Raw genomic sequence first — 16,075 nt, forward strand, 5'->3', positions numbered from 1 at the left:
ACCGGCAGCAGGATGCCCAGCAGAAGGTAACGCCGCAGCGAGATGGCTCGCGTGGTTGTGGGTGGCTGGTCTCCGTCCGCAGTCATGCATCCACTTTCAGCAAATAGCCCAGGCCGCGCAGGGTGACCAGGGTCACGCCGGTGTGCGCCATTTTCTTGCGCAGGCGGTACACCACCACCTCCACGGCCTCGTACTGCACATCGGTCTCGCCGGGAAACACCAGTTCGAACAGTTTTTCCTTGGACACCGCCTGGCCGGGCTTGACGATCAGGGCCTGCAGCAGGCCCAGCTCGCGCGGTGTCAGTTCGAGGACCTGGTCGCGGTGGTAAATCGCGCCGCTTTCCTTTTCATAACGAAGCTCACCCACCAGGTGGTCGCCGGCCCCCGGCTCGCTGCTGGACCCCGTGCGACGGCGGCTCAGCGCGCGCAGCCTGGCCTCGAGTTCGTCAAGGTCAAAGGGTTTGGGCAGGTAGTCGTCGGCGCCGGTGTTCAGGCCGATGATGCGGTCCCCCACCGTGCCGCGCGCCGTCAGGATCAGCACCGGGGTGGCCAGCCCCTGGCGGCGCGCCTGGTCCAGCACCTGCAGGCCGTCGAGCCCCGGCAGACTCAGGTCCAGCACCACCACATCGGGCTGGGCGGCCGTCCATAACGCCAGCGCCTTGCGGCCGTCGGTGCAGCCCAGCACCTCCATGCCGCGCCGGCCCAGGGCGCGCTGCAGCGCCGCCTGCATGGAAGGGTCGTCCTCGATCAGCAGCAATTTCATGGTGGTCAGCATGGGCAGGACATTAGCACTTTCCCTAGGGTTTTCGGACAGCCGTTTGACAGACAGGAAGCGCATCATTCGTTTGTTACCCACACACAAGGAGACATACATGCGTCGCGATACCTTTTTGAAATCCCTGGCCGCGCTGGCCGCCACCGGGGCTTTTCCCCTGTCGGCACTGGCTGCCGCCAATGTGAAGATGATGATCCCGGCCAACCCCGGCGGCGGCTGGGACACCACCGGCCGCGCCCTGGGCAAGGCCCTGACCGACTCGGGCGCGGCCTCCACCGTCAGTTACGACAACAAGGGCGGCGCCGCCGGTGCCCTGGGCCTGGCCCAGTTCATCAACGGCAGCAAGGGCGACCCGAATGCGCTGATGGTGATGGGTGCCGTCATGCTCGGTGGCCTGATCACCGGCAAGCCCCCGGTCAGCCTGTCGCAGGTCACACCGATTGCGCGCCTGACCAGCGAATACAACGTGTTCGTGCTGCCCGCCAACTCGCCATTCAAGACCATGGCCGACGTCGTGGCCCAGCTCAAGAAAGACCCCGGCAGCGTCAAGTGGGGTGGCGGTTCGCGCGGCTCCACCGAGCACATCGCTGCGGCCATGATTGCGCGTGAAGTCGGCGTCGACCCTTCCAAAATCAACTACGTGGCTTTCAGGGGCGGCGGTGAAGCCACCGCAGCCATCCTGGGCGGCAACGTCACGGTCGGCGGCAGCGGCTACAGCGAGTTTGCGGAATACATCAACACCGGAAAAATGAAGGCGCTGGCCGTCACTTCCGACACCCGCCTCAAGGGCGTCAACGTGCCCACGCTCAAGGAGCAGGGCATCAATGTGGTGATCGGCAACTGGCGCGGCGTTTACGGTGCCCCCGGCATCTCGGCTGCCGAGCGCCAGGCCCTGACCGAGATGATTCTCAAGGCTGTCAAATCCAAGAGCTGGATGGAAGCCTCCGAGAAAAACAACTGGACACCGGCTGTGCTGACCGGCGCCGCCTTCGAGAAGTTTGTCGATGACGACATGGCCAGCCTGCGCGCCACCATGGTCAAGTCGGGCATGGTTTAAACAACTGGTTTAGCGGCCTTTTTGGTTTGTCATGGCGGCCTTGTGCCGCCATTCATGTTCATGCACGCAAGCCTGCGGTCCATGCAGCATGGATCCCGGATCAAGTCCGGGATGACAGTCCGCCTCAAGCGAGACAACTCATGACACAAGAAAATCCTTCCCCTGCGCAAATCCGTTTGCAGACCGTGGTCGGTGCCGGCGTGGTACTGCTCGGCCTCGGGCTGGCGGCAGGTGCCATCAGCATTCCTTCGGCGGCGGGCTACGGCGGCGTCGGGCCGAACTTTCTGCCGTGGGTAATTTCCGCCGCCCTGCTCATTTGTGGCGTCTTCATCGTGCGCGAGGCGCGCACCGGTGGCTTTCGTTCCCTGGAAGCGCCCACGGACGCGGTCCAGGGCTACTGGCCGGGTTTTGCCTGGGTGTCTGCGGGTCTGCTGGCCAATGCCGCGCTGATCACCACCATCGGCTTCATTTTCAGTTGCACCCTGTGTTTTGTGTTGGCCCTGCAGGGGCTGCGCGGTGCGGAGGGCAGGGCAGACCGACGGCCGCTGGCCTGGCTCAAGGACGTGCTGATCGGCATCGCGATTTCCGCGCCGGTGTACTGGACCTTCACGAAATTCCTGGCGATCAACCTGCCGGGCCTTACTTCTACCGGCTGGTTGTAAATCATGGATATCTTCAATCAGCTGCTGCAGGGCTTTGCCACGGCGGCCACACCGGTCAACCTGTTGTGGTGTTTTGTGGGCTGTGCGCTGGGCACGGCCATCGGCGTGTTGCCCGGCATCGGGCCCGCCGTGGCGGTGGCCATGCTGCTGCCCATCACGGCCAAGGTCGAGGCCACGGCCTCCATGATTTTCTTTGCCGGCATTTATTACGGCGCGATGTACGGCGGCTCCACCACCTCCATCCTGCTGAACACGCCGGGAGAAACGGCCAGCATGGTCACGGCCATGGAAGGCAACCGCATGGCGAAAAGCGGGCGCGCCGGCGCGGCGCTGGCCACCGCAGCCATCGGATCGTTTGTGGCCGGCACGATTGCCACGGTGATGGTCACGCTGTTTGCGCCCATCGTGGCGGAACTGGCCGTCAAGCTCGGCCCGCCCGAATATTTCATGCTGATGCTGCTGGCCTTCACCACCGTCAGTGCGGTGCTGGGCAAAAGCACGGTGCGCGGCCTGACGGCCCTGTTTGTCGGGTTGGCGGCGGGCCTGGTCGGGCTGGACCAGATTTCCGGGCAGGCGCGTTACACCGGTGGTGTGCCCGAGCTGCTGGACGGTGTCGAGATCGTTCTGGTAGCCGTCGGCCTGTTCGCCGTGGCTGAAGCCATGTACGCCGTGCTTTACGAGGGCCGAGTGGTCGAGTCGCAGAACAAAATGAGCCGGGTCCATATGACGGGCCGGGACTGGCGTCGCTCCTGGCCCGCCTGGCTGCGCGGTACCGCCATTGGCGCGCCGTTCGGCTGCATTCCTGCCGGCGGCACCGAGATCCCGACTTTCCTCAGTTACGCCGCCGAGAAAAAGCTGGCCAAGGACGGCGACAGGGCCGAGTTCGGCACGGCGGGTGCCATCGAAGGGGTGGCTGGCCCCGAGGCCGCCAACAACGCCACGGTGACGGCGGCCATGATTCCGCTGCTCACGCTTGGCATTCCGACCTCCAATACCACCGCGATTTTGCTGGGTGCTTTCCAGAACTACGGCATCCAGCCCGGACCGCAGCTGTTCACCTCGTCGTCGGCCCTGGTCTGGGCGCTGATCGCCTCGCTGTACATCGGCAATGTGATGCTGCTGGTGCTCAACCTGCCGCTGGTGGGCCTGTGGGTCAAGCTGCTGAAGATTCCCAAACCCTACCTGTATGCAGGCATCCTGATTTTTGCGACGGTGGGCGTTTACGGCATGCGCCAAAGTGCGTTTGACCTGTTCCTGCTGTATGGCATCGGTGTGCTCGGGGTGGTGATGCGGCGCTTTGATTTCCCGACCGCGCCCGTGGTGGTCGGCATGATCCTGGGCCCGCTGGCCGAAGCCCAACTGCGCAACGCCATGTCGATCGGTGAGGGCAGCGCGATGGTGTTCCTGCAGCGGCCGATGTCGGTGGTCCTGATCGTGGTGGTGCTGGCGGTGCTGATCCTGCCGCGCCTGGCCAAACGCTGGTCGGCACGCCGGCTCGCGGCCTGAGTTTTTCAACCAAGGGAGAAGGACATGCAGAATATCAAACGACGCGCCGTTCTTGGCGGACTGGGCATGGCTGCCTGGGGCGGTCTCACCGCAACCGTATTGGCGCAAACCGGCAAGCCGGCCGTGGCGGCAAAAAGCCGTGCGGCCGTCAAACTGGCGCCCAGGTTGCGCATCGTGATCCCCGCCAACGCGGGGGGTGGCTGGGACCAGACCGGCCGGGCCCTGGGCGCGGCGCTTGTCGGGGCCGGCATGGCCGACGAGATCGACTATGAAAACAAGGGCGGCAAGGGCGGCACCGTCGGGCTGGCGTATTACGCCGACAAATACAGCCGTGATGCCAACACCCTGTTGATGGGCGGCATGGTGATGGTGGGCGCGGTCGCGCTGCAAAAGCCTGCCGTGGACATGAGCCGCATTCACCCCATTGCCCGCCTGACCAGCGACTATCTGGTGGTGGTGGTGGCCGCCAACTCCCCGATTCGCAACATCAGCGACTTCGCCGAACGCATGCGTGTCAACCCCAAAGACGTGCCTATTGCCGGAGGCTCCGCCGGCGGCGTCGATCATGTGTTCTCCGGCGTGTTCACGCGGGGTTCCCGCAGCAAACCCGAAGAGCTGGTCTACCTGCCTTTCGCCGGCGGTGCCGAGGTGGTGCAGGCCGTGCTGTCGGGCAAGGCGGCCGTGGGTATTTCAGGCTACAGCGAATTCAGCGACCAGCTGGCCAGCGGCAAGTTGCGCGCCATTGGGGTGTCGTCCAAACGCTCGGTGTTCGGCATTCCGGCCATTCGCGAGCAGGGTGTGGACGTGGACATGGCCAACTGGCGTGGCGTCTTCACCGGACAGGACGTGCCGGCAGAGCGGCGCGCCGAGATGGTCGAGGCGGTGCGGCTGGCGACCAACCATGAGTCCTGGCAGAAAGTCATGAAGCAGAACCGCTGGGAGTCCTCGTGGCTCTCGGGCCCGAACTTCGACAGCTTCATCGACTTCGACCTGACCACCTCGCGCGTGATGGTGCACCTGCTCAAGCTCAAGGCCTGACAGCCGAGCTGCGGCGCCGGCGCGTTACCGCGCTACCATCTGCGCATGGAACACACCGCTACCCCGCCGCACGGCTTGCCGCTCGACGCGCAGAGCATTCTGGAACTGGCCGCACGGTCCATGTTCCAGCTGTTCTCCAGCATCAGCCAGGGCATGTTTCTGGTGGACCGCACCGGCCGCATTGTCTGGGTCAACGAAGGCTACAAGCGCTTTTTGCCGGCGCTGGGCTTTTCGTCGGTGGACCAGTTTGTCGGCCACATGGTGGAGGAGGTCATTCCCAACACGCAGATGCGCCGCGTGCTGGAAACCGGCGAGCCTTTCCTGATCGACCTGCTGACCAACCGCGCCGGCACCTTTGTTGTCAGCCGCATCCCGCTGCGCGATGAAAGCGGCGGTGATGTCATCGGTGCCATCGGCATCGTGCTGTTCGACCATCCCGAAACCACGCTGCAGCCGCTGATCAGCAAGTTTGCGCTGTTGCACCGCGACCTCGACGACGCCCGCCGCGAACTGGCCAGCCAGCGGCTGCAGCACACCGGCGGGCAACGCCAGTCCAAGTACACCTTTGCCAGTTTTGTCGGCACCAGTCCGGCTGCGGTCGAGGTCAAGCGCCAGGCCCGGCGTGCGGCCCAGACCTCCAGCCCGGTGCTGCTGCTGGGCGAAACCGGCACCGGGAAGGAGCTGCTGGCCCACGCCATCCATGCGAGCTCCAGCCGGGCGCGCGGGCCCTTCATCAGTGTCAACATCGCAGCCGTACCCGACACCCTGCTGGAAGCCGAATTTTTTGGCGTGGCACCGGGGGCCTACACCGGCGCCGACCGCAAGGGCCGCGAGGGCAAGTTCAAGCTCGCCGACGGCGGCACGCTGTTTCTCGACGAGATCGGCGACATGCCGCAGGCCCTGCAGGCCAAGCTGCTGCGCGCCCTGCAGGAAGGCGAGATCGAGCCGCTGGGCTCGAACAAGCTGATCCCGTTTGATGCACGCCTGATCGCCGCAACCTCGCGCGACCTGGCCGCGCTGGTGCGTGAGGGCAGGTTTCGCGAAGACCTGTTTTACCGCCTCAACGTGCTGCCGATCAAGGTGCCGCCGCTGCGCGAGCGCCGCTCCGACATTCCGGCGCTGCTCGAGGTGCTGGGCGAGGAAATGGCGCTGCGCAGTGGCGACCGCCAGCCCGAACTCGCGCCCGACGCGCTGGCGCTGCTGTCGGCGCAGACCTGGCGCGGCAACATCCGTGAGCTGCGCAATGTGCTGGAGCAGGCGGTGATGCGCAGCGACTCGCTCAACATCGGCCGCGCGCAATTCGAGGAGGTGCTCAAGGAGGCGGGCATCGAGCGGATTGCGCCTTTGCCGCTGGCGGAATTCGGGGACGGCGCAGAGTCCGGCTCCGACCCGCTGCGACCACTGGCCGAGCAGGTGGCGCAGGTGGAGCGCCGCGCCATTGCCGCTGCCATGGTGGCGACTGGCGGCAACAAGCTGGCCGCCTCGCGTCTGCTTGGAATTTCCCGCGCCAAGCTGTATGAACGTCTGGATAACCCTGCATAAAAATTAGACAACTGTCTGATAAAAAGTCATATAACTTGTCTTATAAATGGACAGTACGGTATCCAATCAGAAAAAAACCATATGAATCAACGGTTCTTTTCTGGCACGAGATGTGCAATCATGGTGCATCGACCAACAACAGGAGACATCCATGCATCGTCGCACGCTGATCGCGCTTGCCGCACTCGCCACCGCTTTTGTTTCGCCACTGGCCCTGAGCCAGGCCAAAGAAATCAAGATCGCCCACATCTACAGCAAGACCGGCCCGCTGGAGGCCTATGGCAAGCAGACGGCCACCGGTTTCATGATGGGCCTGGACTACGCCACCGGCGGCACCATGATGGTGGCCGGTAAAAAAATCGTGGTGATCGAAAAGGACGACCAGGGCAAGCCGGACCAGGGCAAGTCCCTGCTGGCTGCGGCTTATGGCGATGACAAGGTCGATCTGGCTGTGGGTCCCACCGCCTCGCCCGTGGCGCTGGCCATGCTGCCGGTCGCTGAAGAGTACAAGAAGATCCTGCTGGTCGAGCCCGCGGTGGCCGACAGCATCACCGGCGACAAGTGGAACAAGTACATCTTCCGCACCGGCCGCAACAGCTCGCAGGACGCGATTTCCAACGCCGTGGCGCTGGACAAGGAGGGTGTGACGATTGCCACCATGGCGCAGGACTCGGCGTTCGGCCGCGACGGCGTCAAGGCCTTCAAGGAAGCCATCAAGAAAGCCAAGCTGGTGCATGAAGAGTACCTGCCGCCAGCGACCACCGACTTCACTGCCGGCGGCCAGCGCCTGATCGACAAGCTCAAGGGTGTGCCGGGCCGCAAGGTGATCTTCATCATCTGGGCCGGTGGCAACCCGTTCAAGATCGCCGACATGGACCTCAAGCGCCACGGCATCGAGATCGCCACCGGTGGCAACATCCTGCCAGCCATGGTCGCCTACAAGCAGTTCCCCGGCATGGAAGGCGCCGCCTACTACTACTTCGGCATGCCGAAAAACCCGATCAATGACGCCATGGTGGCCCAGCACTACAAGCAGTTCAAGGCGCCGCCTGACTTCTTCACCGCCGGCGGCTTCTCGGCTGCGATGGCCGTCGTCACCGCGCTCAAAAACAGCAAGGGCGACACCAATACCAACACGCTGATCAAGACCATGGAAGGCATGAGTTTCGACACGCCCAAAGGCAAGATGACCTTCCGCAAGGAAGACCACCAGGCCATGCAGAGCATGTACCACTTCAAGATCAAGGTGGACCCGGCGTTTGCCTGGGGCGTGCCTGAACTCGTGCGCGAGATCAAGCCTGAGGAAATGAACGTTCCGATCAGGAACAAGCGGTAATTGCGCTGAATGGTCATTGCGGGCCCCGGACCAAGTCCGGGGCAGGCTCTGACCCGCAATCCATGTCGCACTGACCCGCCGATGGCGATGTGCCTGCATGGATCCCGGATCAGGTCCGGGATGACAGCCAGGGAAGTCCGACTCTTCGCTACGCTGCTCCCGCTGTTTTGGGGAGCCAAAAAATATGCTTCAAACCAAAGAACTCACGATCCGCTTCGGCGGGCACGTGGCGGTCAATGCTGTCAGCTGCACCTTTGCACCTGGCACCTTGACGGCCATTGTTGGCCCGAACGGCGCCGGCAAGACCACGTATTTCAACCTGATCTCGGGTCAGCTCAAGGCCAGCAGCGGCACGGTTTTTCTCAATGGCGAGGACATCTCCGGCCTGAGCGCCTCGGCACGCACGCTGGCCGGCCTGGGTCGGGCTTTCCAGCTGACCAACCTGTTTCCCAATCTGTCGGTGCTTGAAAACGTTCGTCTGGCGGTGCAGGCCACCCACCACGGCAAACACCGGCGCGGCCTGAACCTGTGGAGCATCTGGAGTGACCACAAGGCCTTGCTGCAGCGCGCCGAGGAAATCCTGGAAATCGTGGCGATGCAGGGCAAGGCAGCGATGCCGGTGGCCAGCCTGCCGCACGGTGACCAGCGCAAGCTCGAGGTGGCCCTGCTGATGGCACTGGAGTCGCAGGTGTTCATGTTCGACGAACCGACCGCCGGCATGAGCACCGACGAAGCGCCGGTGATCCTGAACCTGATCCGCCAGCTCAAGCAGGACAAGAGCAAGACGATTTTGCTGGTGGAGCACAAGATGGACGTGGTGCGCGAACTCGCCGACCGCATCATCGTGCTGCACAACGGCACGCTGGTCGCCGATGGCGAGCCGGCCGAGGTGATTGCGTCGCCGATTGTGCAAGAGGCCTACCTGGGTGTGGCGCCCGAACGTGCCGGGGAGGGCGCATGAACGACAACCTGCTCACCCTCGAAGGGGTGCATACCCACATCGGCGCGTACCACATCCTGCACGGGGTGGACCTGGCCATTCCGCGCGGTCAGCTGACCATGCTGCTGGGCCGCAACGGCGCCGGAAAAACCACCACGCTGCGCACCATCATGGGTCTGTGGCAGGCCTCGCAAGGGCGTGTCCGTTTTGCGGGGCGCGACATCACCAGGCTCAGCACGCCGCAGATTGCCGAACTCAACATCGCCTACGTGCCCGAAAGCATGGGCATTTTCTCGGACCTCACGGTCAAGGAGAACATGCTGCTGGCCGCGCGCAGCGCCAGACGTGCCAGCCAGATGGACGAGGCACGCCTGAAGTGGATCTTCTCGCTGTTTCCGGCGGTCGAAAAATTCTGGAACCACCCGGCGGGCAAACTCTCGGGCGGACAAAAGCAGATGCTGGCCGTGGCCCGCGCGATCGTGGAGCCGCGTGAACTGCTGATCGTCGACGAACCCAGCAAGGGTCTGGCGCCGGCCATCATCAACAACATGATCGACGCGTTTGCGCAACTCAAGGCCAGCGGCGTGACGATCTTGCTGGTGGAACAGAACATCAGTTTCGCCAAACGCCTGGGCGACACCGTGGCCGTGATGGACAACGGCCGCGTCGTGCATGCCGGGTCCATGGCCGAACTGGCCGAAGACGCGGCGCTGCAGCAATCCCTGCTTGGACTGGCACTATGAAAACTCTTGATTTCGACTGGAAACCGCTGGCGCTGGTGCCCCTGCTCGCCGTGCTGGTGTTCCCCTTCATCGGCTCCAGCTCGACCTGGCTCACGCTCACGGTGGCCGGCCTGGCCATGGGCATGATCATCTTCATCATCGCCTCGGGCCTGACGCTGGTGTTCGGCCTGATGGACGTGCTCAATTTCGGCCATGGTGTGTTCATTGCGCTGGGGGCTTTTGTAGCCACCAGCGTGCTGGGTGCCATGAGCGACTGGACCGGCTCGCAGGAGCTGTGGCGCAACCTGGTGGCGGTGCTGCCGGCCATGCTGGTGGCCATGCTGGTGGCCGGTGCCGTCGGCCTGGCGTTTGAACGTTTCATCGTGCGGCCGGTTTACGGCCAGCACCTCAAGCAGATCCTCATCACCATGGGCGGCATGATCATTGGCGAGGAACTGATCAAGGTGATCTGGGGTCCGGCGCAGATCGCGCTGCCTCTGCCGGAGGCCATGCGCGGCTCGCTGCTGGTCGGTGATGCAGCGATCGAAAAATACCGGCTGATCGCGGTGGTCGTGGGCCTGGCGGTGTTTGCGCTGCTGGCCTGGACGCTGGCGCGCACCAAGATCGGCCTGTTGATCCGTGCCGGCGTGCAGGACCGCGAGATGGTCGAGTCGCTGGGTTACCGCATCAAGCGCCTGTTTGTTGGCGTGTTTGTGGTCGGCAGCGCGCTGGCCGGCCTGGGCGGCGTGATGTGGGGCCTGTACCAGCAGAACGTGGTTCCGCAGATGGGCGCGCAGGTCAATGTGCTGATCTTCATCGTCATCATCATCGGCGGCCTCGGTTCGACCGGCGGCGCGCTGATAGGCGCCTTGCTGGTGGGCCTGATGGCCAACTACACCGGTTTCCTGGCGCCCAAGGTGGCGCTGTTTTCCAACATCGCGCTGATGGCTGCGGTGCTGCTGTGGCGGCCGCAGGGCATCTACCCCGTGACCAACCGCTGAGGACGAGCCCGATGAACACCTTCCTCACCCGCGTTCTTTCCGGCGACTTTCCGCGCAACCGCGTGCTGGCCGTGATCCTGGTCGGCCTGCTGCTGGCGCTGGCGTTTGCACCCTTCATTTTTCCCGGCGTCAAGGCGCTCAACGTGGCCGCCAAGGTGCTGATTTTCATCGTGCTGGTGGCCAGCTTCGACCTGCTGCTGGGCTACACCGGCATCGTCAGTTTTGCGCACACCATGTTTTTCGGCATCGGTGCCTATGGCATTGCAGTGGCCACCACCCACATGGGCCCGACCTGGGGCGCGCTGGCCGTGGGCCTGCTGTGCGCACTGGCGCTGTCGTTTGTGCTGTCGCTCGCCGTCGGCCTGTTTTCGCTGCGGGTCAAGGCCATCTTTTTTGCCATGATCACACTGGCCGTGGCCTCGGCCTTCCAGACGCTGGCCTCGCAGCTGTCGGACGTCACCGGCGGCGAAGACGGCCTGACCTTCAAGGTGCCCGAGCTGCTGTCGCCGAGCTTCGAATTCATGGAGCAGCCTTTCCTGGGGGTGTCCATGGACGGTCGCCTGCTGTGTTACTACCTGCTGTTTGTGCTTTCGCTGGTGCTGCTGCTGAGCCTGCTGCGCATCGTCAACTCGCCCTTCGGCCGCGTGCTGCAGGCGATTCGCGAGAACGAGTTCCGCGCGGAAGCCATCGGTTACCGCGTGGTGGTCTACCGCACCACCTCCAGTGTGCTGTCGGCGCTGTTTGCCACCGTGGCCGGCGCCATGCTCGCGCTCTGGCTGCGTTACAACGGCCCCGACACCTCGCTGTCGTTCGAAATCATGATCGATGTGTTGCTGATTGTCGTGATCGGCGGCATGGGCACGATTTACGGCGCAGCCATAGGCGCTGCCCTGTTCCTGGTGGCGCAGAGCTACCTGCAGGACCTGCTGCGCCTGGGCAGCGAAGCCGCTGCCGGCCTGCCGTGGCTGGCGGCCCTGCTGTCACCCGACCGCTGGCTGCTCTGGCTAGGCGTCCTGTTCGTTTTATCGGTGTATTACTTTCCCACCGGCGTTGTGGGGCGGCTCAGGGCCGTGCGTAGTCAGGGACCAACCCACCGGACCTGAACGCCAGGCCACCAGCAGGAGACAAAAAGATGAAGACAAGCTTGAACACCTGGGGCCGACAGACGCTGGCCGCGCTGGCCCTTTTCGGGCTGGGCGGCATGGCGCAGGCGGCTGATCTGGTCATTGGTCAGGTCGCGCCGCTGTCCGGCGTGCTGGCCAGCACCGGCCACCAGATGGTGGTGGGCGGCAAGATCTATTTCGACCACATCAATGCGCAGGGCGGGGTGCACGGCGCAAAGATCCGCCACGAGGTGGCTGACGACGGTTACAAGGTGCCCGAGACCGTGCGCCTCACGCGCGAAATGCTGGCCCGGCCCGAGGTGGTGGCGCTGTTCGGCTTTGCCGGCACGGCCAACGTCACGCAGTTGCTGGCCGATGGCGTGCTCGATGTGGGCGGCGCCGCGCTGGTGGCGCCCTACACCGGTGGCGAGTCGCTGCGCAACCCGTTCAACCCCTGGATCTTTCATGTGCGCGCCGGTTATGCCGACGAGGCCGAACACATGGTGCAGCAGGTGACGACGCTGGGCATGAGCCGCATCGCGGTGATGTACCAGGACGACGGCTTCGGCAAGGCCGGCCTGCTGGGCGTGGAAAACGCGCTGGCCAAACGCAAGCTGAAGCTGGCCGTGGCGGCCGGGTATGAGCGCAACACCGACAAGGTCGAAGAGGCGGTCAGGAAGATCAAGGCCTCGGACGCGCAGGCCATCATCATGATTTCGGTCAACAAATCCACGGCGGCTTTTGTCAAGCTCTACCGCGAGACCGGCGGCGGCGCGCAGCTCTACAACATCTCGGTGGTGGACCCGGCCGAACTCGTCAGGCTTGCCGGCCTGAAAAACGCCCACGGACTGGGCATCAGCCAGGTGGTGCCGTATCCCTTCATGCCGAACACGCCGGTGGTGCGTGAATACCATGCGCTGCTGAAAAAATATGCGCCCGCCGAAGTCGTCAACTACACGAGTTTTGAGGAGTTTGTCGGCGCCAAGGTGCTGGTCGAAGCCCTGCGGCGCGCCGGCCCCAACCCGACACGCGCCAAGGTGGTCAAGGCACTGGAGTCGATGAACAGCTTCGACACCGGGGGTGTCGTTGTCAACTATTCACCCGCCAACCGCATCGGCTCACGTTATGTGGAAGTGACCGTGATCGGCAGCTCCGGCAAGCTGCTCAAATAACCTCGGCCCGAACCCCGAGAAGAACAGATTTAACAAGAGAGTCCGCTTCATGCAATTCACGTCAGAGTATTTGACCTGCGCCGGGCGCGAGATCCACTACACCGAATGGGGCCACCAGCACAGTGCCACCGTCATCGCCTGGCACGGGCTGGCCCGCACCGGGCGTGACATGGACGAACTGGCCGCGCACCTGAGCACGCGTTACCGCGTGATCTGCCCCGACACCATCGGACGCGGGCTGAGCCAGTGGAGCCCCGACCCTAAGGGCGAATACCAGCTGGCGTTTTATGCGCGTATTGCGGCCGACCTGTTCGAGCAACTACACATCGACAAGGCGCACTGGGTCGGCACCTCCATGGGTGGCGCCATCGGCACGGTCTGCGCTTCCGGCCTGTTCGAGCCTGCCATGAAGGGCCGCATCCAGAGCCTGGTACTCAACGACACCGCGCCGCAGATCGCCGACCCGGCGGTCGAACGGATCAAGTCCTACGCCGGCAACCCGCCGGCCTTTGACACCATGCTGGCGCTCGAAGCCTTCTTCCGGCAGGTCTACAAGCCTTATGGCTGGCTCAGCGACGCCCAGTGGCGCCGCATGACGGAGACCTCGGCACGCCGCCTGCCCGACGGCCGCCTGACGCCGCATTACGACCCGGCCATGGTGCAGCAGTTCACCCACCACCCGGGCGACTACCTGATCTGGGAGCATTACGACGCCCTCGAGATTCCGGTACTGTGCCTGCGCGGCGCCGAGTCCGACCTCGTGCTGCGCGACACCACCACCGAGATGCAGACCCGCGGCCCGGGCGCCGCAGGCCGGCTGCAGGTGGTGGAAGTGGCCGGCTGCGGCCATGCGCCGGCGCTCAACGTGCCCGATCAGCTGGATCGGGTGGCGGCATTCATCGACGCGGCGGGCTGAGTCTGGATTGCTATTGATTAAATAGCTGATGGCGCCCGTGGATAGAGGTCTGGAGGCCGATTTCATGCATCATCCCGGCGCCAACAGGCTGGCACGGATCACGTGTCATCGAGATACCCACGCTCCATGGCCAGTGCCTGGTTCTCAAAAATCGCCATGGCCGTGCGCATGCGCCTGAAACCGAGTTTTCGGTAAAAGCCTTCCTTGCCGGGAACCGCGTAGAGAATGATTTTCCGGTGGCCGCGGGACAGGCTCACGAGTTTGCCGACGATCTGCTGGCCCAGGCCTGTGCCCTGGTGGCTGGGCATCACCGCAACGTCGCAGATGTAGGCGCAGTCCACACCATCGGCCAGCGCCCGGCCAACCCCGACCAGTTTTCCATTCTCATGAACGAAGCAGCGGAACATACTGTTCGTGAAGACAGTTTTCAGGTCGGCCGGCTTCTTGTTTCCCAGTGGCGCCGCGAGGTAGAGCGCGGAGAGTTCGTTCCAGTCGACCTTGTCGATGAGGTGGGTCCAGGCGAGTGACACATTGTTCTCCTGATCAATCAAGGGCTGCCATCTCAGGGGGCCCAGTGGTAGGTGGCCGCCGCCTGCAGCGTCCAGCTGCCATCACCGGGCAGCTCCAGCACCTGATGGTGGTGCTTGAGCAGCGCTTGGTGGTGGCTGACGCTGATGGGGGTGATCGACAGGCCGGCGAGCTGGCTGTACAGGCGCTCCTCGTTGGTCGCGTCCAGCGCGCTGGTGGCTTCGTCGAGCAGCAGGTAGCGCGGCTTGGCGAGCAGGGCGCGGGCGAAGGCCAGCCGCTGTTGCTCGCCGACGGACAGCACCTTGGCCCAGTCCAGTTCGGCGCCCAGGCCACCGAAACGTCCCGCCAGCGTCGGCAGGTTCACCCGGTCCAGCCACGACAGCAGCTCTTCGTCCGAGACTTCGCGATCGGTCTGGGGGTAGGTCAGCTGGCAGCGCAGATCGCCCAGCGGCAGGTAGGGCTGCTGGGGCAGGAACAGCATGTCCGGTCCGGCCGGGCGCACCACGTCGCCCGAGCCCGTGTTCCACAAGCCGGCCATTACCCGCAGCAGCGAGCTTTTGCCGGCGCCGCTGGCACCGACGATCAGCAGCCCTTCACCTGGGGGAACAGCCAGCGTGAGCCCCTGAACCAGCAGGTGCTCCCGATTCGGCGTGAGTACCGTCAGGCGGTCCAGGGCCAACTCAAAGCCCGGTGTGGTGCGGATCTGCTGCGGGGTGTCATCACTGAGCCCGGTGGGCTGGTCGGCCTGGGCATCCAGCGCCTGCGAGAAGGCATGCAACCGGTCCACCCCGGCGGAAAAGCGGCTCAGGCCCTCGAAGTGTTCGACGATCACCGTCAGCGCACTCAGGATGGCAGCGAAGGCGCCGGCAGCCTGGATCGCCCGGCCGACCTCCAGCTTTCCGGAGAGCACATCGCCGGCAATGATCACGGTGGGCAGCACCACCGTCAGGAAGCTGTGGGCGAACTGGAAGAGGTTGAGCTTGAACTGCCAGCGCAGCACCTGCTGGAAGTTGGCATAAGCCGCCTGGAAAATGCGCTGCAGCGCCGACATCTCGCGTGCTTCCCCGTCGTAGAAGGCGATCGGTTCGGCATGTTCACGCACCCGCACCAAGCTGAAACGGAAGTCGGCCTCGCGCTGCAGCTGGCGGAAATTCAGGCCGATCAGCCGCTTGCCGAACACCGAGCCGGTGAACCAGGTGCTGAACACGGCATAACCGATCAGGAAGTAAACCAGCCCCTGGGAAATGGACCACAACACACCGGAAAAGGCGACCAGCTGGATGAAGGACCCCAGCACAATCATCGAGAAGTACAGCGACTGCTGGGTGAAGGTGTTGATGTCCTCGGCAATGCGCTGGTCGGGGTTGTCAATGCCGGCGACGGCGTTGAGCCGGTAGTAGGCGCGCTGATGAAAATAGCGTGCCAGGAAGTGGTGCGTCAGCCAGCGGCGCCAGCGCAGACCCAGGGTGTCGCGCACGAAGTAGTACAGGCCGTAGAGTGGAACCGCCGCGATGAGGATGGCCGTGTAACGCCAGATCGAGGCCCAGAAGCGTTCGGTGTCCCCCGCGGCCAGGGCCGAGGTGAACTCGCCGGTCTCGTGGTTGAACAGCACGCTGACGGCCGTCTGCGCCAGCAGCAGCACAATCAGCAGGGCCAGCAGACCCCGGGAACGCCAGCGTTCATCCGAGAGCCAGTAGGGCCGGGCGATCGCCACGAAACGTCGCCACAGGCGGACATTGAAGCCGGGTGCTGCTTCTGTGCTCATGGGTGCTGCAAG

15 protein-coding genes are annotated in these 16,075 nt (G+C 64.2%); 12 read left to right on the forward strand and 3 right to left on the reverse strand.

The features are described from left to right. Nucleotides 1-82: 82 nt before the first annotated feature. A complete protein-coding gene (locus AAG813_RS09855) occupies nucleotides 83-775 on the reverse strand; it encodes a response regulator transcription factor (protein WP_341914398.1) in 693 nt (230 codons plus the stop codon). Nucleotides 776-872: 97 nt separating this feature from the next. Between AAG813_RS09855 and AAG813_RS09860 the strand changes: the two genes are divergently transcribed. From AAG813_RS09860 to AAG813_RS09915, 12 genes are all read left to right on the forward strand, one after another. After that, nucleotides 873-1,832: a tripartite tricarboxylate transporter substrate-binding protein gene (locus AAG813_RS09860; RefSeq protein ID WP_341914399.1), complete on the forward strand. Its 960-nt coding sequence runs from the start codon at nucleotides 873-875 to the stop codon at nucleotides 1,830-1,832. A gap of 140 nt (nucleotides 1,833-1,972) precedes the next feature. Next, nucleotides 1,973-2,494 (forward strand): tripartite tricarboxylate transporter TctB family protein, encoded by a 522-nt coding sequence (locus AAG813_RS09865; protein WP_341914401.1) that lies wholly within the window; start codon nucleotides 1,973-1,975, stop codon nucleotides 2,492-2,494. Between the two features lie 3 nt (nucleotides 2,495-2,497). After that, nucleotides 2,498-4,000: a tripartite tricarboxylate transporter permease gene (locus AAG813_RS09870; protein WP_341914403.1), complete on the forward strand. Its 1,503-nt coding sequence runs from the start codon at nucleotides 2,498-2,500 to the stop codon at nucleotides 3,998-4,000. A 24-nt stretch (nucleotides 4,001-4,024) separates the two neighbouring features. Continuing rightward, entirely contained in the window at nucleotides 4,025-5,038 is a 1,014-nt protein-coding gene (locus tag AAG813_RS09875) for a tripartite tricarboxylate transporter substrate-binding protein (RefSeq protein WP_341914405.1), read from the forward strand. Between the two features lie 45 nt (nucleotides 5,039-5,083). Continuing rightward, nucleotides 5,084-6,580 (forward strand): sigma 54-interacting transcriptional regulator, encoded by a 1,497-nt coding sequence (locus tag AAG813_RS09880; protein ID WP_341914407.1) that lies wholly within the window; start codon nucleotides 5,084-5,086, stop codon nucleotides 6,578-6,580. Between the two features lie 151 nt (nucleotides 6,581-6,731). After that, on the forward strand, nucleotides 6,732-7,916 hold the full coding sequence (locus AAG813_RS09885; protein WP_341914409.1) for a substrate-binding domain-containing protein: 1,185 nt from the start codon (nucleotides 6,732-6,734) through the stop codon (nucleotides 7,914-7,916). A 184-nt stretch (nucleotides 7,917-8,100) separates the two neighbouring features. Next, entirely contained in the window at nucleotides 8,101-8,877 is a 777-nt protein-coding gene (locus AAG813_RS09890) for an ABC transporter ATP-binding protein (RefSeq protein ID WP_341914411.1), read from the forward strand. Continuing rightward, on the forward strand, nucleotides 8,874-9,599 hold the full coding sequence (locus AAG813_RS09895; protein WP_341914413.1) for an ABC transporter ATP-binding protein: 726 nt from the start codon (nucleotides 8,874-8,876) through the stop codon (nucleotides 9,597-9,599). Before AAG813_RS09890 ends, AAG813_RS09895 begins: the two co-directional genes overlap by 4 nt. Continuing rightward, on the forward strand, nucleotides 9,596-10,579 hold the full coding sequence (locus AAG813_RS09900) for a branched-chain amino acid ABC transporter permease (RefSeq protein WP_341914415.1): 984 nt from the start codon (nucleotides 9,596-9,598) through the stop codon (nucleotides 10,577-10,579). The genes AAG813_RS09895 and AAG813_RS09900 overlap by 4 nt, the downstream gene beginning before the upstream one ends. Before the next feature lie 11 nt (nucleotides 10,580-10,590). Beyond that, nucleotides 10,591-11,682 carry a branched-chain amino acid ABC transporter permease gene (locus tag AAG813_RS09905; RefSeq protein WP_341914417.1) on the forward strand — a complete coding sequence of 364 codons (1,092 nt, stop codon included), beginning with the start codon at nucleotides 10,591-10,593 and terminating at the stop codon, nucleotides 11,680-11,682. Nucleotides 11,683-11,711: 29 nt separating this feature from the next. Further along, a complete protein-coding gene (locus AAG813_RS09910; protein WP_341914419.1) occupies nucleotides 11,712-12,854 on the forward strand; it encodes an ABC transporter substrate-binding protein in 1,143 nt (380 codons plus the stop codon). A gap of 49 nt (nucleotides 12,855-12,903) precedes the next feature. Next, nucleotides 12,904-13,770: an alpha/beta hydrolase gene (locus AAG813_RS09915; protein WP_341914421.1), complete on the forward strand. Its 867-nt coding sequence runs from the start codon at nucleotides 12,904-12,906 to the stop codon at nucleotides 13,768-13,770. A gap of 98 nt (nucleotides 13,771-13,868) precedes the next feature. Here the strand turns inward: AAG813_RS09915 and AAG813_RS09920 are convergent, their stop codons facing one another. Next, entirely contained in the window at nucleotides 13,869-14,300 is a 432-nt protein-coding gene (locus AAG813_RS09920; RefSeq protein WP_341914423.1) for a GNAT family N-acetyltransferase, read from the reverse strand. 32 nt (nucleotides 14,301-14,332) lie between these two features. Further along, complete coding sequence (locus tag AAG813_RS09925; protein WP_341914425.1) at nucleotides 14,333-16,063, reverse strand: ABC transporter ATP-binding protein/permease; 1,731 nt, start codon at nucleotides 16,061-16,063, stop codon at nucleotides 14,333-14,335. Nucleotides 16,064-16,075 lie beyond the last annotated feature (12 nt).

This window comes from Polaromonas sp. YR568 (assembly GCF_943371715.1).
Lineage (GTDB): Bacteria > Pseudomonadota > Gammaproteobacteria > Burkholderiales > Burkholderiaceae_C > Polaromonas.

Coding starts and splice junctions, on each gene's coding strand:
- AAG813_RS09900 (WP_341914415.1), top strand. CDS start 9,596: ATGAAAACTCTTGATTTCGACTGGAAACCGCTGGCGCTGGTGCCCCTG.
- AAG813_RS09855 (WP_341914398.1), bottom strand. CDS start 775: ATGCTGACCACCATGAAATTGCTGCTGATCGAGGACGACCCTTCCATG.
- AAG813_RS09860 (WP_341914399.1), top strand. CDS start 873: ATGCGTCGCGATACCTTTTTGAAATCCCTGGCCGCGCTGGCCGCCACC.
- AAG813_RS09875 (WP_341914405.1), top strand. CDS start 4,025: ATGCAGAATATCAAACGACGCGCCGTTCTTGGCGGACTGGGCATGGCT.
- AAG813_RS09890 (WP_341914411.1), top strand. CDS start 8,101: ATGCTTCAAACCAAAGAACTCACGATCCGCTTCGGCGGGCACGTGGCG.
- AAG813_RS09915 (WP_341914421.1), top strand. CDS start 12,904: ATGCAATTCACGTCAGAGTATTTGACCTGCGCCGGGCGCGAGATCCAC.
- AAG813_RS09870 (WP_341914403.1), top strand. CDS start 2,498: ATGGATATCTTCAATCAGCTGCTGCAGGGCTTTGCCACGGCGGCCACA.
- AAG813_RS09910 (WP_341914419.1), top strand. CDS start 11,712: ATGAAGACAAGCTTGAACACCTGGGGCCGACAGACGCTGGCCGCGCTG.
- AAG813_RS09895 (WP_341914413.1), top strand. CDS start 8,874: ATGAACGACAACCTGCTCACCCTCGAAGGGGTGCATACCCACATCGGC.
- AAG813_RS09885 (WP_341914409.1), top strand. CDS start 6,732: ATGCATCGTCGCACGCTGATCGCGCTTGCCGCACTCGCCACCGCTTTT.
- AAG813_RS09880 (WP_341914407.1), top strand. CDS start 5,084: ATGGAACACACCGCTACCCCGCCGCACGGCTTGCCGCTCGACGCGCAG.
- AAG813_RS09905 (WP_341914417.1), top strand. CDS start 10,591: ATGAACACCTTCCTCACCCGCGTTCTTTCCGGCGACTTTCCGCGCAAC.
- AAG813_RS09865 (WP_341914401.1), top strand. CDS start 1,973: ATGACACAAGAAAATCCTTCCCCTGCGCAAATCCGTTTGCAGACCGTG.
- AAG813_RS09925 (WP_341914425.1), bottom strand. CDS start 16,063: ATGAGCACAGAAGCAGCACCCGGCTTCAATGTCCGCCTGTGGCGACGT.